This is a genomic window from Gammaproteobacteria bacterium (assembly GCA_011682695.1).
Classification (GTDB): domain Bacteria; phylum Actinomycetota; class Acidimicrobiia; order Spongiisociales; family UBA4744; genus BMS3Bbin01.
On the sequence record JAACED010000005.1, the window covers coordinates 72686 to 86802 of the forward strand.

The window sequence follows — 14117 nt, forward strand, 5'->3', positions numbered from 1 at the left end:
AAACCTACCGTGGACTGTCGCCAAGGGTGTCCGAGCTTCGGAGGAATGCCCGTCCCGCCGGACAAAAGGTGAGGAAGTCGCACCATTGGCACTGCGACGAGGGGTTCTGCGCGAACTCCCCATCGAGGATCGCTTCGGTGAGGGATTCCAGATGCTCGCGCGCGGTGCCGAGCCGAGTCTCGTCGACGTGTTCGGTCACGACGTCGAGCCCGTCACCGAGGTAGGCGAACGTGACCTCGACGGCCAGGGGCGGATCTGTCGCGAGGTTTGCCATGTGGGCTGCGACGGCGTATGCCTCGAGCTGTACCTCCGCCGCAGGGTTTGCCGAGCGCCTGCCCGTCTTGAAATCAACGATCTCCCAAGTCCCGGGACTCGTCTCATAGATGGCGTCGATGCGGCCTTTCACGGTGACGGTCGGAGACAGCACGAGTTCGAAGCCGAGTTCGACGAATCGCGGGTGGTCCGCGGCGAACCGCGAGGAGAGATATGTGGCGAAGGGATCGCGCTTTGGCGGATGATCACCGGTGACGAGATCGTATCCCTCCGCATCCGTGAGTGGCACGGCGCCGAGGTTGTGCAATTCGATACGACGGTGTATCTCGATGCCGCGTCGGGCAGCGTGAGACGGGCGTCTCGGCAGCGGATCGACCACCGTCCAGAAGTAGCGTTTCGGGCAAGTTGCATAGGTGACCAGATTGGTGACAGAGACCTTGAGCAGCGGCTGCTCGGGGATCGGTCGGGGGTTCTTCGGGAGTTCGTCCAGGACGAGTTCGAACCGGCGCTGCTGCGTCGCGAACCCCTCGGCATTCTGGGACAACCCCTCGAGCCATCCTGGGTCGGTGGCAGCGCTCTCGAAGGCTGCTTCCCATCCCTCGGGGAACAGAGGGTCGGGCGTCGTGACGCGCGGGTCGGTTCGCAGCAGCTCGGGCGGCTTCCCCGGCTCGCGGACGCGAGGCTCGACGGTGACACCATCGAGCCTCGCGATCGTGTCGAAGAGAGCGCTGGGTTTCTTGGGCCGGCCGGTCGTGTACCAGTGGGCGCCGGTGAGCACGAGGTGGTGCTTGGCGCGAGTGACCGCCACATAGGCGGTGCGCCATTCTTGCGCGTCGTGGCGTGACCGCAACGCCGCCTCGCTCGTGTCGTCGGCAACGTGATCGATGCGCAAAGGGGCAGGCAGCGATTTCGGATAGCGTTGTGGATCGTCGAAACCTCCGCGAGCGAACGATGGGAACGTGCCGTGGCAGACTGCAGGAATGAACACGGCGGACCATTCGAGCCCCTTGGCCCGATGTACCGTCAGCAGAGAGACGGCGTCCTCGCCGCTGAGTGTTGCCGTGTCGAGTTCTTCGGATGTCGCATCCTGTTGGAGAAGATCCAGGTAGTCGAGGAACGCCTCGAGCGAGGGGCGGCCCTCGAGCGGACTCCACTCCTCGGCGAGGTCGAGGAACCGGTAGAGGTTGAGCCGCGCCGACAAACGGCGTGATCCTTCGAGCGCCTCCACCTCGGCCCAGGTTCCGGTGACATCGAGGATGCGCCGGGCGAGCTCGACGAGGGTGACGCCCTGTGCGAGGGTCAGAAGGGTCCGGTAGCGCTCACGGAACCGAGCGAGCCGACGTTGGGCGGTTTCAGGGAGCTCAGTCTGTTCCCCATCGATGGCCACGAGCATCGTTGTGCCACGTTCGCGGCTTCTCCGGACGAGCGGCACCAGGTCGCTCATCCCCAGCCGGTAGTGGGAGCCGAGAAGGATTCGAACGAGTGACGGTGTGTCGTCGGGATGTCCGATCAACCGCATCCATGCATGCAGATCGACAACCTCGGGTACTTGGAGAAGGCCACCGAGCGCCGCGACCTCCACAGGAATGTCGAGCGCTTCCAGCGCTTCACGCAGCAGAGGGATGGTCCGGTTCTTGCGGAATAGCAGCGCCATGTCGCGCCACTGGACACCCTCATGGTCGTGGAGTCGGCGTACTTCTCTGGCGATCCACGCGGCTTCGTCGGTCGCAGCGTGGAACCAGGCGAGGGAGACCGTGCCCGTCTGCGCGTCGGAACGAGCGACGAGTCGTTCGACACCTTGTGAATCGCCGATCCTCTCCTTGACGGCGTTTGCCGCGTCGATGATGCGACGATCAGAACGCCGGTTGACTCCCAGCGTCAGGGTCTTCGCTCGTTTCCCTGCGACGGTGAAGTGATCGGGAAAGGCAGAGAAGTTCTCGAGGGATGCCCCTCGCCACTCGTAGATCGTCTGATCCGGGTCGCCCACGGCGGTCACGGGAAATCCGTCTCCGAAGAGCTGCAGCAGGAGCTCGCGCTGTGCCGGGTTCGTGTCCTGATACTCGTCGAGGAGTACGACACGATAACGATCCCGGATTCTGCGACCTATCGAAGGTTCCGAAACGATCTCGTATCCGTAGCGGATCAGGTCCGAGTAGTCGGCGACGCCGAGCCTGCGCTTGAGTGCGTCGTAGCGCTCGAGGACAGAGGCCATCTCGCGTCGGGCCGCCTCGACCTCGTCACCCGGGTGCAGAGCGAGAACGTCCGAGGGGAAGCGGAGGTGGTCGCCGAGACGCGCGGTGAGGGCTACGAGCTCATCCACTCGGCGAGCAGGAGAGGTCAAGTCGAGGAGTTCCGGTGATTCGGCTCCGAGCGCCTCCCGGAGCAGTTCGCGTTGATAGCCCGAACCGATGACGGTGATGTTGCGTGCGATGCCGACCATCGGACCGAACTCGCCGACGATTCGGTGAGCGAAGCCGTGATAGGTCGTGACTTCCACTTCACGGCCCTCGCGGGCGAACTCGGGGAGATGGAGTCGGAGTTTGTCGGCCAGTTCCTCGGCGGCCTTGTTGGTGAACGTGATGCCGAGCGCAGTCTCGGGTTCGAGGTCGTCCCGGCGAACCAGCGCCGCCAGCCGCATCGCAATCGTGGTCGTTTTCCCGGTTCCTGCCCCTGCAGCGACTCGCAGTGGCTCGAGTGGATGGTCGATGATCTTGCGCTGTTCGGGAGTCGGAGTGATGCTCATGGTCGAAAGGCTTCCTGTCCCTCGGGCCACTCCGGACAGACGAGCCGAACGCGGCAGTACTCACATGCCCGACTGGGCACAGGCGTCCAGTCTTCGGTTCGGATACCGGTAGCGATGCCTGACATCGCTTCGATGATTGCATCCATCTGCTCCAGATCGAGTCTGCGGACAGGAACCGACTTCGCATCTGTCTTCGCCGGATACCACATCTCTGCTCCCACGACGGGGCCATGTCGGGGCAGCTCAGGATCTGCCGCCGTCGCCATGGCATAGAAGCCGAGTTGGATGGAGATGGCGGCTTCAGGCAGGGAGAGTGGATTCGCTCCTGTCTTGTAATCGACGATGACGATGCCGTCACCCGTGACCTCGATTCGGTCGGCTTTGCCGTGCCAGGGGACACCGTCGACGTCGAGGTCGAGCCAACGCTCCAGAGCGACGGGCAGACCTGTTCCGGGCCAGTGCTCGTAGAGATGGGTGAGGATTCGTTCGGCTCGCCGGAACCAGGCCGCGGCCCAGGGCTCTCCTCCGAATTCCGCAGGGTTCCAGAGTGCTGAGAGGTGTTCGAGGGCCTCGTCGAGGTCGGCATGCCGGTCGCCTCGCTCCATGGCCGACTGTTCGGCTCTCTCGAGCGCCTCGTGTACGACCGAACCCAGTGAGGCGTATGAGTTTGGCTCATCGCCGACATGGAGGAGACGTTCGAACACGAACTTGCGTGGACACGTTTGGTACGCCTCGGCTTTCGATGGTGACATCACCAGATCGGCACCGACGAGACCCGTATCGGACCCGCGACGGCGAACTCCGGCGAACTGGTGCCACGGCCGGAGACCCCATCGGGGTCCGTCGACGAGGAGCGAGAGTGCAGCGGTGCGTGTGACCGAAGCTTCTCCCGGGTCTCCGACGATTCGTCGTAGCCACGCTTCCGCCTCGAGAGCGGTCACCGGATGTGTCCACTCCGGTGGTCGCGAGATCGCAGCTTCGACCGTTGTAGTCCCTGCCACGGCAGGAAGGAAGCGGCTGGGCATCCCTCGTCCTTCATCGAACCCGCGCGAGGTACAGGTCCACACCACTCGCTTGCGCGCTCGACTGATTGCCGTGTACGCCAGACGCATCTCCTCCTGGAGGCGGAATCGGAGGTAGTCCGGTGTGTCATCGGGAATCGAGGGCGTGAGATGTCTCGAACCGAGGAGCGACTCTCTGGAGCGAAGATCCGGGAAGGTTCCTTCGACGGCGTCTGCGATGAAGACGAAGTCGAACTGGAGGCCCTTCGACTGGTGCAGTGTGGTCAACGTCAGCCGGTCTTCCTCGGGCGCTCGGTACGACAGGAGGGGAGTTGCCTCGAAATCCTCTTGATCTGCCAGCCGCCGGTAGTCGTTCAGCGTCGTGGAGGGGTCCCGTTCCGCGAGGCGGCCGAGGACCTGCGCGAGCGATGTCCATGCGGCCCGCTCCTCCCTCCGCCCGGGATCGGCGACGACTTCGGCGATCTGCGGAAGCGATGTCCAGATGTTCCAGAATCCGTCGACTGCGGAGACGCTCGTCGCCCAGGCGGCGTCTTCGAGGAGATCGGCGAGGAGTTCTCCGCCCTCGATGCCCGTCCGGATGGCGTCGCTCCACGGGATATCCGCTTCTGCGCGCGAACGCTCGAGTTCGCGTAGGCGACCGAGGGGAATTTGAAAGAGCGGGCCCAGCAGGATGCGCCGGATCGCACGGTGCTGTTCGATACCGCCGGTGGTCGCAGCGATGGCACAGTCGAAGATCACCCGAACGGTGGGGTGATCGGTGAGGCGGGCGTCGGGCTGATCGTGGGGGATCCCCCTTCGTTCGAGTGAGCGTGACAGCTCTGGGAGGAACCGCCGTTTGGATCGCACGAAGACGGCCATGGACCCGTAAGGACACCCTTCCTCGAGGTGGAGGCGCTGGATCTCACGGGCCAGCCATTCGGCCTCCTCGCTCTGCTGCGTGAACCCGTACACCTCGACGCTGCCGCCTCCCGGTGCAGGGGTCACCGCTCCGGCGGCTCCAGGCAGTGCCCCTCCGGCCGTGACACGCTCCGCCGCAGCCAGGATGTGTCTGGGTACTCGGAACGAAGTCGTGAGGATCAATCGTCGGGCCGCCTGATCGCCCGGTCCCGTGAAGAGCTCGGGGAAGAGGGCGACGTTGTGGAGGTCGGCTCCCCTGAAGCTGTAGATCGACTGGTACGGATCGGCTGCAACCGTCAGATTCCGACCGGCTGCGGTCAACCGTTGCAGCAGCCCGACTTGTGCCGGAGTCGTGTCCTGGTACTCGTCGACGAGTACGAATCGATACTGCTCGGCGGCGGCGTCTCTGGCTTGGGGGTCCTCGAGGACGTTCACCGCATCGGCCAGCAGGGACCCATAGTCGGTTCGGCCGATCGTGCGCAGTCTTTCCCGATACCGTTCGAGGAATGCGGGCAGCGCCTTCCAGTCGGCGCGATCCGAGGCAAGAACAGCGAGGCGATCCGGGCCGATCAGCTGTTCGCTGCAACGCAACACGAAGTCGGTGACCTCGTGTGCGAAGGCGTCTGAAGGGAGGAGAGAACGAAATGGGAGTGGCCATCGTGCCGGGTCTTCGGTCGTCAAGAGTTCGTGGACCAACGCCACCTGTTCCGGGCCGGTCAGCAGGGTCGGCTGGCGTGTCCACCCGAGGATGTCCTGCCCGAACGTCTCCAGCAGACGGGAGGCGAGTGAGTGAAACGTGGCCACCGGCACCGCGACGCCGGAACGTGCCAGGAGTGACTCCAGTCTCTCCCTCAAGTCCGCCACGCCCCGTCGCGAGAAGGACAGCAGCAGTAGATTCTCTGCCCGCACGCCATCTTCGAGGACGTGGTGCGCTCTCCGCACGAGGAACTCGGTCTTGCCGGTGCCGGGTCCGCCGACGACGATCTGGGGCCCTTCTGCACGTCGGATCGCGTCCGGCCAATCGGCAGGATCGATGCGCTGCTCGTTCATACCGTCAGGCTAGGGGCCGGGTGTGACATGTGATGTTGGCGACGCCGAACCCTGGGCACCTAGAACCCGAGGGTCGGCTGGTGTGGTCTCGTCGACCCGTCCGGCAGGATGTGCACCACGCGCGCACCCATGTCTTCGAGTCTTGGTGCGAGCACGGTCGAGCGATGGCACCGTGTGGGCTCTCCTTCTGCGCAGAGGAGGGCCACCGGGGCAGTGCGTGCGAGTGAGATCACCTGGGCGAGGGAAGCCAGGAGCGAGGCAGGATGCGGTGTCTCACCGAGGCCGCCCAGTGTGTCGCCGAACCAGCGGTATCCGAAGCCGGCAGCCTGGGCGAGAGGTGACAGGGTTTCCCTGCGAAAGTCGGGAGCGTGCTGTGAATACGGGCGAGATCGAACGTCGATCAACGTCGCGATTCGATGGCGGTCCAGCACGGCGGCGATGGTTGGAAAGCCGTTCGCACCGTGACCGATGGTGTAGACGATGGGGGGTTCGTTCGAGGGCATGCGTTCGGTGTAGATTGTGGTGTCCCAGGAGGTGTATGGAAAGCATTTCAAACGGCGTCGAGGCGCGGGAGTGGGAATCACAGATGTACCGCGAGGCGGTCGCGCAGTTCGACCGTGTTGCGGAGATCATGAATCTGGACAGCAACGTTTGGCAACGTCTCCGCTACCCCCAGCGGTCGCTCGTCGTGACGTTTCCATACCGCAGAGACAAGTACTCCGATGTTGAGACCCTGTTCGGGTACCGGGTCCAGCATGTGCTGACGATGGGACCGACGAAGGGTGGGATCCGGTACGCCCCGGATGTGAACCTGGGCGAGGTTGCTGCCCTTGCCATGCTCATGACCTGGAAGACGTCGATCGTCGGGCTGCCGTTCGGGGGTGCCAAGGGCGGCGTTCGCGTCAATCCGTTGGAGCTGAGCTTGCCGGAGCTTCAGCGGGTCACCAGACGGTACACCGTCGAAGTGATCAACTTCATCGGGCCCAACAAGGACATACCCGCTCCGGACATGGGTACGAATGAGCAGACGATGGCCTGGATCATGGACACCTACAGCCAGGAAGTCGGTCACACGGAACCGGCGGTCGTCACCGGGAAGCCGCCGGCGCTCGGTGGATCGGTTGCTCGAAGAGAGGCGACGGGCCGCGGTGTCGTCAGCCTGCTCCCTGCAGCCGCCAACCACGCAGATGTGAACCTCTCAGGTGCCCGGGTGATCGTCCAGGGATTCGGCAACGTCGGACGGTACGCGGCGATCGCCGCTGCGGAGCTGGGATGTTCGGTTGTCGCCGTCTCGGACGTTCACGGCGGGATCTACGATCCGAATGGGCTCGAGATCGGCAAGGTCGCACGCTGGGTCGATGAGCACGACTTTCTCGATGGGTATCCGGATGCAGATCCGGTCGGCAATGCAGACCTGCTCGAACTGCCGTGCGAGGTTCTCATTCCTGCTGCGGTCGCCGGTGTCATCCACAAGGGCAACGCCGAGAGGATTCAGGCACGGATCGTTGCCGAAGGAGCCAACGGTCCGACCACCATGGAAGCCGATGAGATCCTTGGGGACAAGGGTACGTTCATCATTCCGGACGTCCTCGCCAACTCCGGCGGGGTCACCGTGTCCTATTTCGAGTGGGTCCAGGATCTACAGAATTACTTCTGGTCTGAGAACGAAACCGTGGCGCGACTGCGCGAAATCATGAATAGGGCCTTTGACGAGGTGTTGTCCATCAGCATCAGACGGAACGTCGATATGCGCACCGCAGCCCTGATCAAAGGCGTGCGCAGGGTCGCCGAGGCGAAACTGGCTCGCGGCGTCTACCCGTAGGCGGCCTCAGGTTCCTGGTGGCTGTGCCCACGCCGGGCAGCGATCTTTGAACGAGCACCAGTCGCACAGTGGTCCCGGCTTTGGCGGGAACCGTTCTTCGGTGATCGCTTGGTTGATGCGGTCCCACAGCGCACGGACCGCGCGTTCCACAGCATCGAGTTTGGGATCGTCGATGCCGAGCCGGTACATGGTCGGGCCGTTCAGATAGAGCAGACGAACCTCGATCGGTGTGCGGCCGGTTCGCTTGCGGATGAGCAGGGCGTAGATCTTCAGTGCAAAGAATGCGCCCATGGCGTACCGTTCCGGGGGGGCTTTCCCGGTCTTGTAGTCGAGGATGACGAGGTCGCCGCCTGCGGTCTCGTCGATGCGGTCCAGGATGCCGCGAATCGTCATGCCGTCGAGTTGCTCGAGCATGTCGAGCTCGCGATGTAGCGGCGAAATGTCGGTCGGATCCTCGAGTGCGAAATAGTTGCCGAGTAACGCCATGCTCTCCATGCCCCAGCGGCGTTCGGCGTCATTGTCCTCGAACAGTTCGGCATATTCCTCGTTGCCTCGCAGCTCGGTCCATGCCTGTCGAAACAGCTCGTAGAGCCGCTCTGCGGTGCGCTCCGGAGCGGGCAGATCGTAAAGGCGATCCAGGGCGAGATGAGTCGTGGTACCTCGTGCCTGGTAGATCGTCGTCGGTTCCGGAAGTCGGTCGATTGCGCGGAACTTGAACAGTTGCGGACACGTCTTGAAATCACCGGCTCTGCTCGGGGAAAGGGTTTCGAGGCTCATGGCCGCGACGATAGCGACTGGGTGTGACACTTCATGGCGTGAGTCGCGAAAAGTCGACTTGTGATCGCGAAAATCAGACAGGTCTCAGGCTTGCATGTTCATGGAGGCTTCCGTAGGTTGCCTTTGCTGCATTGGAGACGTTCGATGCAGCAAGGGTGAGCCGGCCGGGCGACCGGACGGTGATCCTGCCGACTTTCCGGTCGGTGCTCCGAGAGGGGCCGTCCTCCGAGAGGAGGCGTATCGTGAGGCCTTCGGGTTTCGTGGTCGGATCGGGAAGCGGGTCCTTCCGGTGACGGAGGGAGGCTTCCTTCGGGTTTCGATCCGGAGTGGGGCAACACTCGGACTTCGGTTCTGCCGAAGCGAGAGTGGTCCGACGGGCCTCAGGGCTCGAAGGGCACCGCAGACTGCGGCAACCGGAGTTGGTTTCCGACTTCGGGCCCGGCGGTCCGGTGTTTCGACACCGGTGTCGGCGGGACGGGAAACCCCGAGAGGGCGGACGTTTCGACAGAAGCTCCTTCGGGGTTTTCTCGCGTTGTGGCCCGCTGCGCGGGCCGTACCCCGTACCTGGTACCCCGTACCTGGTACCTGGAGGAGTTCGCGAAATCTGGCTTGGTGGTCGCGAAATCTGGAGAAGGTTTTGGGTTGCGAACGATGGCCGGTGGCGGTACAAATATGGTGCGCAATGGAGGTAACTCCGTAGCGCACCTGAGAAGGTCGAGAGATCATCTTGGGGCTCTTATCGGGAGACCGTTTCCTTCGGGGCACGGAGTTCCGGTGGGACAGGAACCCCGAGAGGGCTGACGTTTCGACAGAAGCTCCCTCGGGGTTTTCTCGTGCTCGGACATCCTGGAAACACAGATTTCATCGCGTGTCTCGCACCGTTGCTTCGGTCGGAGGAGTATGAGGAGTGACCAAACAGCTCTCCGAGGCGGATCCGGTGGGCTGCCTTGATGCCGTCGAAGATGGTGTAACCCACCCGAAAGCTGAGCCATCTCAGTTCAGATACGGTACGCTGATGAGGGCGAGTGTTGGTGAGGAGAGGGTCGTGTACGAAGCCGTCCAGTATGTGGAAGAAGAAGTCGATGGGCTTCCCACTGGCGTGTCGCTCGAAACACCCCTCGGGACGTTCGCTACGGAGAAGGAGGCAATCGCTGCTGCCAGGGCGGCGCGTGACGCATACACGGATCGTCCTGAGTACGCCTGGTGGATCGCCCGACGCCAGGGCGAACGGGTCGCCTCATGGATTGCCGATTCTCGAAGCGGTCGCGAATTCGTAGTAGACCTCTCGAAAGAGCAGATCGTCGATCTTTCCTGAATGCAGCCGGCCGTCGGCATGAGGTCGTGCCAGGTGTGCGGCGAAATCCACAGAATCGCGCCTTCGTGCTGTAGCGTGCTGACGCGGCACGGAGTAGGGGCAGTCAGGAGACTGCCGTGTTTGAGGCCATCGAGTACATCGAAGAGGAGGCTGCGGGTCTGCCGACCGGCGCTATTCACGAGAGAGCGATCGGGTTGTTCTTCACCGAAGTCGAAGCCGTCCTCACCGCTCGTGCTGCTCGCTCTTCCCATTGGGGTCGTCGAGAGTATGCGTGGTGGGTCGTCCGTCGTGAAGGCGAGCAGCTCGCCTCCTGGATAGCGGACTCGAGAAGTGGTCGAGAATTCGTCGTGGACATTTCCAAGGGGAGGGTCGTCGACCTGGTCTGACGGCATGCCGGTGTCGAGGTAACCAACTCCGTGGCGTCGGGCACCAAGTACCGTGAGGGGCGAGGCGTCGAAGAGGTGGACTTATGTTGCTGGCAAGGAAACGCTTTCTCATCACCGGAGTGCTCACCGACGACTCGATCGCGTGGCACGTCGCCCGAGTGGCGCAAGAAGAAGGTGCAGAGGTGCTGCTCACCGGCTTCGGTCGCGGGCTGCGGGTCACGCAGCGGTCTGCCCTGCGGCTTCCCAGCCCGCCTGACGTCATCGAGTTGGATGTGAACGATCCTTCCCATGTCGAAGCGCTCGTCGACGATATCTCCTCTCGGTGGGGAAGTCTCGACGGGGCGTTGCACGCGATTGCCTTCGCTCCGGACGATGCTCTCGGCGGCAAGTTCTTGAGTACGCCACCTGAGAGCGCTCAGGTCGCGTTCATGACGTCGGCCTTTTCCTTCAAGACGATCGCGGCATGCCTTGCTCCGCTCATGCCGTCGGGCGGCTCGCTCGTCACACTTGATTTCGACAATCGCCAGGCTTGGCCTGCGTACGACTGGATGGGAGTCGCGAAGGCGGCGCTCGAGTCGGTGACCCGGTATCTCGCCCGTGATCTCGGTCCGCAGGGGATTCGAGTCAACGCCGTTGCCGCAGGTCCGCTGGGGACCGTTGCAGCACGGTCGATTCCCGGCTTTGCGAGGTTCGACGAAGTCTGGAGGGAACGGGCACCTCTGGCGTGGAATGTCGAGGACCCGACTCCCGTGGCACGAATGGTGTGTTTGCTGCTCTCAGATTGGACGCCGATGACGACCGGGGAACTCGTTCACGTGGACGGAGGATTCCACGCCATCGCTGCTGGAGCCGAATAGGATCTTCCCGTCGGTCGAGTGCACGTGCCGGGGGGCGGGCGCATCCGGATCCGGTGGAGTCTTGGGGATCCGCACCTCGAACGTTGCACCGCCACCGGGCGTGTCCTCGACGCGAACGGTGCCGCCGATTGCACTCACCAGGCCGCGAACGATGGCGAGTCCCAGGCCCGTTCCGCCCTGTTTCCTGGTGGAGATCGGTCCGAGCTGTATGAAGCGCTCGAAGATCTGGTCGCGCAGGTCGGCCGGTATGCCGGGTCCGTGGTCGACGACGGAGAGGGTCACGGCGTCGTCGCTTTCGGTAGCGATGACTTCGACGGTTTCGTCGGAGGTATACCGGAGGGCGTTCTCGACGAGATTGATGACGATCCGCTGGAGATGGTCGGGATCGGAGGGCAGCGAGATCGGCGGACACTCGATCGATACTCGTTCCGTATTGGGGATGTCGGCCACGGCGGCTTCGAGGAGTGCTCTGAGGTCGATGAGCTCGGGTCGGGTTGGAAGCGCCCTCCCTTCGATTCGCGAGACGATCAGGAGATCCTCGATGAGACGACCGAGCCTGGCTGCCTGCGAGCGTGCAGAATGCAGCAGGTCGCGCGCCATCTCGTCGGAGGGTTGCAGCTCGGGACGTGTCAGCGTGGCGAGTGAGCCGATGATCGAGGTGAGCGGCGTTCTGAGTTCATGACTGACGACAGACACGAAGTCTGTCTTCATCGCTGCGAGCTCTTCCATCTTCCTGCTGGTCTGTGCCGCTTCCTCGATCCGTTCGAGTTGAGCGATCGCCAGTGCAGTCGGCGTGGAGAGTGAGACCAGAGCTTGGACGTCCTCCTCGGTGAACGGCCCATCCACTTTGTCTGCCAGCACCATGACGCCCAGCGTTCGATCCTCCACTTTCATCGGTGCAGCAATCGCGTTGTGGACACCGAGTTCGCCGAGCAGCCCGTGGACGTCCGGATCTTTGTCGATGTCATGAAAGATCGCGGGAGAGCCCGACATGTACACGCGCTCGAGGTCGCCGGCGTTGCGAAGCGGGATTTGGTAGCCATCCACTTCCAGCGCGTTCCCGACCGTCCAGATCGGACTCATGACGTTCAGGTAGGGGCGATGCGGGTCCCGCAACAACAGGGCACCCACCTGCGCATGCAGGTACTGGCCGATCCTGCCGACGAGGACCGGGAGGGCCTCTTGCACGGTCTCGGCGGCCGAGGTGGCCGTCGATACGTCGTACAGTCTCGCCAGGTCCACCTCGCGGGCCTTGAGCGTTTCGAGCCGCTCGGTAGCCAGGCGGCTCTCCTGACGAAACCCGCGGGTCAGCATGCCGACGGCCAGCGACACCGCGGCGACAGCGACCAGGGGAACGATGATGTCCGCCGGATGCTCACCACCCGTGAGCACCACGGCGAGATAGGAGGCCGCGACGAGCACGCTGATGATCGTGTGCACAACGAGGCCGGTCATCACTGCGGAAAGAGCGACGATTGCCAGGTCGGCGGCGAGCACCGCGGACTGGAGTTCCGGAATCGTACCGGCAGCGGTCAGGCTCGCGATGACGACGGCGAAGAGGAGCCACAGCAGCAGGTTTCCCAACCAGCGCTGCTCGAGTGTCGTCCATCGCAGCAGCGTCAGCAGGATGACGGCGAGAACGGTGAGGGTGGCCGGTCCCCAGACCCGGAGATCGGTGATGACGCCGTTGAGATATGCCGTTACGACCAACGCCAAGATCAGCAGTGTCATGACGCGCATGCCGAGCAGGGCCGTCCTTGTTCTGAAATCTTCTGGATGAGTGCGACTCACAGCCTCCAGTATGGTCGGCGTGGGTGATCATGACGGGTAATCTCACGCCGAAGCGATACGGAGTGCGACGGTGGCGCTGACGACAATTGCCGGTATGTTCGGAGAGCGCTACGGCGACCGCCGACCAGTGGTCCTCGCCCTTCACGGCTGGGGAAGGGACCATTCGGACTTCGCAGAAGCGCTCCGCGATGTCCCTTCGATTGCGCTCGATCTTCCCGGCTTCGGCGCGTCCGCCGCTCCTGAGTCTGCCATGGGAACCGATGGGTACGCGAGGGCGGTAGAGGCGGTTCTCGCGGAGTTTTCTTCGCCTCCGGTCGTGGTCGGGCACTCCTTCGGAGGGCGGGTCGCGCTCAATCTCGCAGCGACTCGACCAGTCTCCGGGCTCGTGCTGGTGGGTGTCCCGCTGCTGCGCTCGGCGCCCGTGCGGCGACCGCCGCTCGCCTACCGGGTGACGAAGTCGTTCCGGTTCCTTCTCGGAGAGGATCGGCTGGAGCGCGCCAAGCACCGATACGGATCGTCCGATTACCGAGCGGTGAGTGGGGTCATGAGGGACATCCTGGTCACAGCGGTCAACGAGACCTATGAGGATCTGCTGCCGAAGATCGAATGTCCCACCCGGCTCGTATGGGGCAGTGAAGATGACGAAGTGCCGGTCAGAGTCGCCGAGGCGGCTGCCGAGCTCCTCCCCAACGCTCACCTCAGAGTGGTACCCGATGCCGGGCACCACCTTCTGATCCGTGCACCGGAGATCGTGCGAGCAGAGATCCTGGAGCTGTTGTGATCGACATTCTCACGTCTGCAGCAGCCGTTGCCGCCTCGGGGGTGTCGATGCTGCGCTGGGTCCGTGTGGCCCAGAGAGAGCACTACCTGCCTGGCTCTGTGGTCCGATTCGCGGTGCGGTGGTGGGGGAGCCGTGTCGTGAACCTCATCGGATTCGCTCTTGCACTGGCCGGAGCGATCGTGTCGATCTGGGTACGGCCGGCGGGCCTGGTAACGGTGGCCATCATTGCCTTCGGCCCGATCGGGCTCGGTGTGCGCGGGCGGACCGCGCCGCTCGCATGGACCCCTCGTCTTCGTCGTACCACCGGGGCTGCCGCCGTGATCTTCGTCCTTCTACTTGCCGTTGGTGGTGCCGGAGTGGTGGCGGTCATGCTGGCCCTGGTGATACCGCTGCTCATCGATGC

At 63.6% G+C, this 14117-nt stretch carries 11 protein-coding genes; 6 read left to right on the plus strand and 5 right to left on the minus strand.

All coding sequences use genetic code 11. The features are described from left to right. Positions 1 to 4: 4 nt before the first annotated feature. Genes GWP04_01740 through GWP04_01750 form a run of 3 tightly spaced genes read right to left on the minus strand, consistent with a single transcriptional unit; the run spans position 5 to position 6488 of the window. Entirely contained in the window at positions 5 to 3016 is a 3012-nt protein-coding gene (locus GWP04_01740; GenBank protein ID NIA24270.1) for a UvrD-helicase domain-containing protein, read from the minus strand. Beyond that, entirely contained in the window at positions 3013 to 5985 is a 2973-nt protein-coding gene (locus GWP04_01745) for a UvrD-helicase domain-containing protein (GenBank protein NIA24271.1), read from the minus strand. The genes GWP04_01740 and GWP04_01745 overlap by 4 nt, the downstream gene beginning before the upstream one ends. Positions 5986 to 6044: 59 nt before the next feature. Continuing rightward, positions 6045 to 6488: a DUF488 family protein gene (locus tag GWP04_01750; GenBank protein ID NIA24272.1), complete on the minus strand. Its 444-nt coding sequence runs from the start codon at positions 6486 to 6488 to the stop codon at positions 6045 to 6047. Between the two features lie 83 nt (positions 6489 to 6571). On the opposite strand from GWP04_01750, the gene GWP04_01755 reads away from it, so the two are divergent. After that, on the plus strand, positions 6572 to 7807 hold the full coding sequence (locus GWP04_01755) for a glutamate dehydrogenase (GenBank protein NIA24273.1): 1236 nt from the start codon (positions 6572 to 6574) through the stop codon (positions 7805 to 7807). A gap of 6 nt (positions 7808 to 7813) precedes the next feature. Here the strand turns inward: GWP04_01755 and GWP04_01760 are convergent, their stop codons facing one another. After that, positions 7814 to 8584 (minus strand): hypothetical protein, encoded by a 771-nt coding sequence (locus tag GWP04_01760; protein ID NIA24274.1) that lies wholly within the window; start codon positions 8582 to 8584, stop codon positions 7814 to 7816. A 1015-nt stretch (positions 8585 to 9599) separates the two neighbouring features. Between GWP04_01760 and GWP04_01765 the strand changes: the two genes are divergently transcribed. The 3 genes from GWP04_01765 to fabI all read left to right on the plus strand — a co-directional run bounded on the left by GWP04_01765 (position 9600) and on the right by fabI (position 11142). Then, entirely contained in the window at positions 9600 to 9899 is a 300-nt protein-coding gene (locus tag GWP04_01765) for a hypothetical protein (GenBank protein NIA24275.1), read from the plus strand. 116 nt (positions 9900 to 10015) lie between these two features. Continuing rightward, a complete protein-coding gene (locus GWP04_01770; GenBank protein ID NIA24276.1) occupies positions 10016 to 10285 on the plus strand; it encodes a hypothetical protein in 270 nt (89 codons plus the stop codon). Between the two features lie 83 nt (positions 10286 to 10368). Continuing rightward, complete coding sequence (gene fabI / locus GWP04_01775) at positions 10369 to 11142, plus strand: enoyl-ACP reductase FabI (GenBank protein NIA24277.1); 774 nt, start codon at positions 10369 to 10371, stop codon at positions 11140 to 11142. On the opposite strand, the gene GWP04_01780 is transcribed toward fabI, so the two are convergent. After that, positions 11062 to 12882, minus strand: coding sequence for a GAF domain-containing protein (locus GWP04_01780; protein ID NIA24278.1), 1821 nt, complete (start codon positions 12880 to 12882; stop codon positions 11062 to 11064). The genes fabI and GWP04_01780 overlap by 81 nt on opposite strands. Positions 12883 to 13003: 121 nt before the next feature. Here GWP04_01780 and GWP04_01785 point away from each other — a divergent pair, with 121 nt between their 5' ends. Together GWP04_01785 and GWP04_01790 are read left to right on the plus strand one after the other, a co-directional pair. Continuing rightward, complete coding sequence (locus GWP04_01785; GenBank protein ID NIA24279.1) at positions 13004 to 13714, plus strand: alpha/beta fold hydrolase; 711 nt, start codon at positions 13004 to 13006, stop codon at positions 13712 to 13714. Next, the coding region (locus GWP04_01790) for a hypothetical protein (protein ID NIA24280.1) at positions 13711 to 14117 on the plus strand (407 nt) is incomplete at its 3' end. The genes GWP04_01785 and GWP04_01790, both read left to right, overlap by 4 nt.